The sequence below is a fragment of the Burkholderia guangdongensis genome (assembly GCF_013403875.1).
Taxonomy (GTDB): Bacteria; Pseudomonadota; Gammaproteobacteria; order Burkholderiales; family Burkholderiaceae; genus Burkholderia; species Burkholderia guangdongensis.
This window is the reverse complement of record NZ_JACBNX010000005.1, coordinates 186,968-192,967: the sequence shown is the minus strand read 5'-3', so window position 1 is coordinate 192,967 and position 6,000 is coordinate 186,968. Positions and strand designations below refer to the sequence as shown.

The window sequence follows — 6,000 nt, the reverse complement described above, 5'->3', positions numbered from 1 at the left end:
CCGGTCACCGTGTTCAGGACGCCTTGCACCGGACCCGTACCACCGCCAACGCCAACGCCACCAACACCGCCCAGCGTACCGGTCACCGTGTTCAGGACGCCTTGCACCGGACCCGTACCACCACCAACGCCACCAACACCACCCAGCGTACCGGTCACCGTGTTCAGGACACCTTGCACCGGATCCGTACCGACGCCAACGCCACCAACACCGCCCAACGTGCCGGTCACCGTGTTCAGGACGCCTTGCACCGGACCCGTACCGACGCCGCCAACGCCACCAACACCGCCCAACGTACCGGTCACCGTATTCAGGACGCCTTGCACCGGACCCGTACCGACACCACCGACACCGCCAACACCACCCAGCGTACCCGTCACCGTATTCACGACGCCCTGGACCGCACCCAGCGGCTGAATCCCCCCACTGCCGGCACCACCCAGCGCGCCCGTCACCGTATTCAGAACGGTCGCCGGGTTGCTCACGGTACCGACGGCGGAGCCCAGAATGCCCGCCGCGCCGCCCACGACATCGCTCGCACCTTCGCCGATTTCGCCGAGCCCGACCTGAACCGCCGTCGGCAGGCTCATGCCGCTGGCACCACCCAGCGCGCCGGTCACCGTGTTCACCACGCCCTGCACCGGACCCACCGGAACCACCGCGCCGCCTACGCCGGCACCGCCCAGCGCGCCAGTCACGCCACCCACCGCGCCCTGCACCGCACCAAGCGGAATCGCCACGCCGCCGTTGCCGCCCAGCGCGCCGGTCACGCCACCCACCGCGCCCTGCACCGCACCGAGCGGAACCGCCACGCCGCCGTTGCCGCCCAGCGCGCCGGTCACCGTGCCCACCACACCCTGCACGCCCTGGATCGGCCCGCCCGGATTCACCACGCCGCCGCCCAGCGCACCCGTCACCGAATTCACCGCGCCGTTCAGCACGGCGCTCGGAGCGCCGAGGGCGCCCGACAGCGTCGTCACATTACCCGCGCCCGACCCGGTCACGCCGATCGAACCCGCGGGCGTCGCGCCATTCACGTTCACCGACACACCGCCGCTCGGCGGATTGCCGACGACCACGATCGGCAGCGCATCCAGCGGCCCCGCCACCGCCGACGCGGAAGCAAGTGCCCCGAAAACTGTCGCAACCGACAGCGCTGCACCCGTCAATTTGAAGTTCTTTCGCATCATGACCTCGTTGTTGTTGGCCCTACATTGATCAAGCCCGAGGACATGGAGCACGATTCGTGCCAAGCCTAATTTTCTGGTATTTCCATATTTTTATTGCGATGCGGTAACACTCTATTAATTGATTTCATTGGGAATTGAGCGTGGCTCCGCATTCATTGGCATGAAAAATGATCGGAATCCATGCGGGACGTAACGTAACGTTTGCGAGCCCCGCAGTAACGTGTTCCGGTACATCCGCTCGCACGTAACGGAGCCGTCCAAGAGGTGAAAAAAGGACAGCCAGGACGGCTAAAAAACTCTAATGACGAAGATATGAAAATGAAGAAAAAATTTGCCATCCAATTTATTTCTTCATTCGATTTTTCTTTCCAAATTGCTACGCCGAACACAGCGAATCCTGACGCAAATCGCCAAATCGACAGCTATTGGAAAAATTATGAAATCCTGTGAAATGCGCGCCGGAACCCGGCGGCGCGGGCCGCCCCGGGCCGCCGGCAGTCGCGTTGCCGCTCGCTCAATCGAAGCGTTCGGCGCGGTACGGATGGGGATCGATGAACGTCGGCGCGCCGGTCATCATTTCGGCGAGCAGGCGCCCGGTCGCGGGCCCGAGCGTGAGCCCGTGATGACAATGGCCGAACGCGAACCACAGATGCGGATGGCGCGGCGCGGGCCCGATCACCGGCCGCATGTCCGGCGTGCAGGGGCGCATCCCGAGCCACGGCGCCGGATCGAGCCGCTCGCCGATCCCGAACGCGTCGCGCGCGAGCGGCTCCGCGCGCGCGAGCTGGATGCCGGTCGGCGGCGCGCCGCGCCGCGCGATCTCGACGCCGGTCGTCAGCCGCAGCCGGGCGCCCTCCATCGGCGCGACGACGAAGCCCTGCTCGGTGTCGCAGACCGGCAGTGACAACGCCCCGCGCGTCGGCCTGTAGTGCATGTGGTAGCCGCGCTTCGCGCGCAGCGGAATCCGGTAGCCGAGCGGCGCGAGCACCTGGTCGGACCACGGCCCGAGCGCAATCACGACGTCGCGCGCCGCCATGCGCCCATGCGCGGTCGCGATGCGCCAGCCGTCGCCGGCCCGCTCGAGCGTCGTCGCGTCGCCGTTCGCGAACGCGCCGCCTTCGCGCTCGAACAGGCGCGCATAGGCCTTCGTGAGCCCGCCCGGGCTCGCGACCGACTTCGGATCCTGCCAGTGGAGTGCGCCGCAGTACGCGTCGCCGATGCTAGGCTCTCTCGCACGCAGTGCGGCCGCGTCGAGCACGGCCATCTTCAGCCCGTGGTCGCGCGCGACCCGTTCCTGCATGCGCCGCTCCGCATCGAAGCGCGCGGGCGAGCGGAACGCCTCGATCCAGCCGCCGTCGCGCACGAGCGGCGCGGCGTCGGTGCGGGCGAGCAGCGCGTCGTGCTCGTCGACGCTCGCGGCGATCAGCGGCAGCATGTCGCGCGCGGCGACGTCGAGCCGCCGCGGCGACGACTCCCACCAGAAACGCGCGAGCCAGCCCGCGTACGCGGGCAGCGCCTTGTAGTCGTAATAGAGGTCGACCGAGCGGTTGCGCGCGTAGCGCAGCAGCGTGCCGAGCCCGCGCGGAAACGCGTACGGCACGACCGACGAGCGCTCGATCAGGCCCGCGTTGCCGTGGCTCGTTTCCTCGCCGGGCCCGCGCCGGTCGACGAGCGCGACGCGCCGGCCGCGATCCTGCAGATGCAGCGCCGACGAAACGCCGACGATGCCCGCCCCCAGGACGATGACGTCGAAATCCATGCTTCCTCGTATCGTGTCGATCGATCATGCGCCGGGCGACGCACCCGGGCCTCCGACCGCCAAGCGCGACAGTTTAATCTCCGTGCCTCGACCTCCGACCGCCGGGCGCGACGGTTTAACCGCCGCGCCCCGACCTCCGACCGCCGAACGCGACGATTTAACCGCCGCGCCCCGACCTCCGACCGCCGCGTGCGACGGTTTAACCGCCGCGCCCCCCGACCTCCGACCTCGGCGCACGACGGTTTGACCGCCACGCCCCGACCTCCGACCTCTGCGCACGCCGGTTTGACCTCCACACCCCCGACCTCCGACCTCGGCGCACGACGGTTTGATCTCCGCGCCCCGACCTTCGACCTCGGCGCTCGCCGGTTTGATCTCCGCGTCCCGACCTCCGACCTCGGCGCACGACGGTTTGACCGCCACGCCCCGACCTCCGACCTCGGCGCACGCCGGTTTGATCTCCACACCCCCGACCTCCGACCTCGGCGCTCGCCGGTTTGATCTCCGCGCCCCGACCTCCATTGCGCAAACGACGCGCGTTCATATAGAAGCCCCGATAGCGCGTTGCCGGCATGGCGTTCCGGCGAAAAACCCCGATATAGTGGAGGCCAATGTGCCTAGCCTCCCCCAAACATGCCGATCGCCCTTTCTCACGCACGCCGTCCGAAGCTTTCCGTTGAAATCTGGTCCGACCTGATCTGTCCGTGGTGCTGGATCGGCAAGCGCCGCTTCGATGCGGCGCTCGCCGCGTTCCCGCACGCGGACCACGTCGACGTCGTGCTGCGCGCGTACCGGCTGATGCCCGGTCACGCGCCGGAGCCGGTCGAGACGATGCTCGCCGCGAAGTACGGGCTCGCGCCCGCGCAGGTCGACCGGATGCTCGCGCAGGTGACCGACGCGGCCGCGAGCGTCGGGCTGCGCTACGACCTGCCCGGCACGTTCGCCGGCGATACGCTCGACGCGCACCGGCTCGTGAAGCTCGCGGAAACGACCGGCCGCGCGCACGCGCTGACCGAGCGGCTCTACCGCGCGTACTTCTGCGAGCACGGCTCGCTGTTCGACCATGCGGCGCTGCTCGACTATGCGGTCGAGGTCGGGCTCGAGCGCGCGGCGGCCGAATCGCTGCTGGGCAGCGACGCGTTCCGCGACGAAGTCGACGCCGACGGCGAGCGCGCCGCGCGGCTCGGCGGCCGCGGCGTGCCGCTCTTCGTGTTCGGCGGCCGCTACGCGGTGTCGGGCGCGCAGCCGGCCGACGCGTTCGCGCAGGCGCTCGACCATGCATGGCGCGACCGCGCGCACGCGCCGTCGCCGGGCGGCGCCGAGGCCGGCGCATGCGGCCCCGACGGCTGCGCGCTGCCGCCGCACGCGTGACGGCCGCGACGGCATCGGCGGTATCGGCGGTATCGGCGGTATCGGCGGTATCAACGGCGTCAACGGCCGCGACGGCATCGGCAGGATCAACGGTCTCAGCGACGCACCACTCCGGTGCATCCCGACCGCGCCTTTAGCACGCCCACGCATATCGTACTTACGAATCCATCGTAAGGCGGGCGGCAAGTTTTGCGACAATGACCCACCTTGATACCCCTACCGTGCGGCCCTACCGCCAGACGGTCCGCATCCGATGCCGCTTCCTCATATCGATCTGCTGTACTCCGTGTCCGGCCTGTTCGTCGGCTTCCTCGTCGGCATGACGGGCGTCGGCGGCGGCTCGCTGATGACGCCGATCCTCGTGCTGCTGTTCAACGTCCATCCGGCGACGGCGGTCGGCACCGACCTGCTGTACGCGGCCGCGACGAAGGCGACCGGCACGCTCGTGCACGGCCTGAAGGGTTCCGTCGACTGGCGGATCACCGGCCGGCTCGCGGCGGGCAGCGTGCCGGCGTCCATGCTGACGCTGTGGTTTCTGCATTCGTACGGGCTCGGTTCGCCCGGCGCGTCGCGCCTGATCCAGTTCGTGCTCGGCGGCGCGCTGCTGCTGACGGCGCTGTCGCTGATCTTCCGCCCGCAGCTCGCCGCGTTCGCCGCGCGCAATCCGTTCGCGCCGCGCCCATCGCAGACGCTCGCCGCGACCGTGCTGACCGGCGCGGTGCTCGGCGTGCTCGTGTCGCTGACGTCGGTCGGCGCGGGCGCGATCGGCGTGACCGTGCTGCTGCTGCTGTATCCGGCGCTCAAGACGACGCGCATCGTCGGCTCCGACATCGCGCACGCGGTGCCGCTCACGCTGATCGCCGGAACGGGCCACTGGATGCTCGGCTCGGTGAACTGGGCGATGCTCGTGTCGCTGCTGCTCGGCTCGCTGCCCGGCATCGTGATCGGCAGCTACCTGTCGACGCGCGCGCCCGAGCGGCTGCTGCGCAACATGCTCGCGGCAACGCTCGTCGCGGTCGGCACGCGGCTCGTGCTCGCGTAAGCGCCGCTCCCGCATACGAGAACGCCGCCCGGCTCGTCGCCGGGCGGCGTTTTTTCTTGCTGCGCCGGCCGCGCGCCTGCGCGGCCGCGCGGCGTCACGCGCTCACCGCACCTGCGTCCCCTTCAGCTGCGTCGGGATCCGCAACCGCGGCACACGTGCGCCGCCCGGCGCTTCACTGCTGCTGGACCGTCAGCTTGTTGACGACGGACGTCACGCCCGGCACGGTCTTCGCGGCCGCGGCCGCCTTGTCGATCTGCGACGTGTCGGGCATCGTGCCCTGCAGCGACACCACGCCGCCCTTCGAGCGGACGACGAGGTTCGACACGTCGACGCCGCTCTGCTTCGAAATCGCCTTGCGCACCGCGTAGCCCAGCTTGCGGTTCGCCTTGCGCGCGGCCTTCGCGTCGGCCTTTGCAGCGGCCTTCCCGCCGCCGTTCGCGGCGGCCGGCGCGGACACGGCAGCCGCGCCCGTATCGCTCGCCTGCGCATACACGTTGCCGGACAGGCACACGGCGACGGCGGCCGCACCCAACGCTCTCAACACGATCGACTTCATGCTTTCTATCTCCTTGTGACTGCGTGAACGGCCGCGCGCGGCGGCGCGGCCGGAGGACACCCCCAAACGGGCTGCCGCCCGG

5 protein-coding genes and 1 pseudogene are annotated in these 6,000 nt (G+C 69.7%); 3 read left to right on the top strand and 3 right to left on the bottom strand.

The window, feature by feature from the left end:
• Positions 1 to 1,253: pseudogene (locus HZI36_RS07525) on the bottom strand (beta strand repeat-containing protein); the annotation flags it as partial.
• 201 nt (positions 1,254 to 1,454) lie between these two features.
• Between HZI36_RS07525 and HZI36_RS07520 the strand changes: the two are divergent.
• Positions 1,455 to 1,640: a hypothetical protein gene (locus HZI36_RS07520; RefSeq protein ID WP_179401999.1), complete on the top strand. Its 186-nt coding sequence runs from the start codon at positions 1,455 to 1,457 to the stop codon at positions 1,638 to 1,640.
• 64 nt (positions 1,641 to 1,704) lie between these two features.
• Here the strand turns inward: HZI36_RS07520 and HZI36_RS07515 are convergent, their stop codons facing one another.
• A complete protein-coding gene (locus tag HZI36_RS07515) occupies positions 1,705 to 2,949 on the bottom strand; it encodes an NAD(P)/FAD-dependent oxidoreductase (protein ID WP_179401998.1) in 1,245 nt (414 codons plus the stop codon).
• 633 nt (positions 2,950 to 3,582) lie between these two features.
• Here HZI36_RS07515 and HZI36_RS07510 point away from each other — a divergent pair.
• On the top strand, positions 3,583 to 4,320 hold the full coding sequence (locus HZI36_RS07510; protein WP_179401997.1) for a DsbA family oxidoreductase: 738 nt from the start codon (positions 3,583 to 3,585) through the stop codon (positions 4,318 to 4,320).
• Between the two features lie 253 nt (positions 4,321 to 4,573).
• Positions 4,574 to 5,362, top strand: a complete 789-nt coding sequence (locus HZI36_RS07505) for a sulfite exporter TauE/SafE family protein (protein ID WP_179401996.1) — start codon at positions 4,574 to 4,576, stop codon at positions 5,360 to 5,362.
• Between the two features lie 172 nt (positions 5,363 to 5,534).
• Here the strand turns inward: HZI36_RS07505 and HZI36_RS07500 are convergent, their stop codons facing one another.
• Positions 5,535 to 5,918 (bottom strand): BON domain-containing protein, encoded by a 384-nt coding sequence (locus HZI36_RS07500; protein ID WP_179401995.1) that lies wholly within the window; start codon positions 5,916 to 5,918, stop codon positions 5,535 to 5,537.
• Positions 5,919 to 6,000: the final 82 nt, after the last annotated feature.

Bases quoted from the DNA above. Each gene is read 5' to 3' on its own strand.
- HZI36_RS07515 (WP_179401998.1), bottom strand. From the start codon at position 2,949: ATGGATTTCGACGTCATCGTCCTGGGGGCGGGCATCGTCGGCGTTTCG.
- HZI36_RS07510 (WP_179401997.1), top strand. From the start codon at position 3,583: ATGCCGATCGCCCTTTCTCACGCACGCCGTCCGAAGCTTTCCGTTGAA.
- HZI36_RS07505 (WP_179401996.1), top strand. From the start codon at position 4,574: ATGCCGCTTCCTCATATCGATCTGCTGTACTCCGTGTCCGGCCTGTTC.
- HZI36_RS07500 (WP_179401995.1), bottom strand. From the start codon at position 5,918: ATGAAGTCGATCGTGTTGAGAGCGTTGGGTGCGGCCGCCGTCGCCGTG.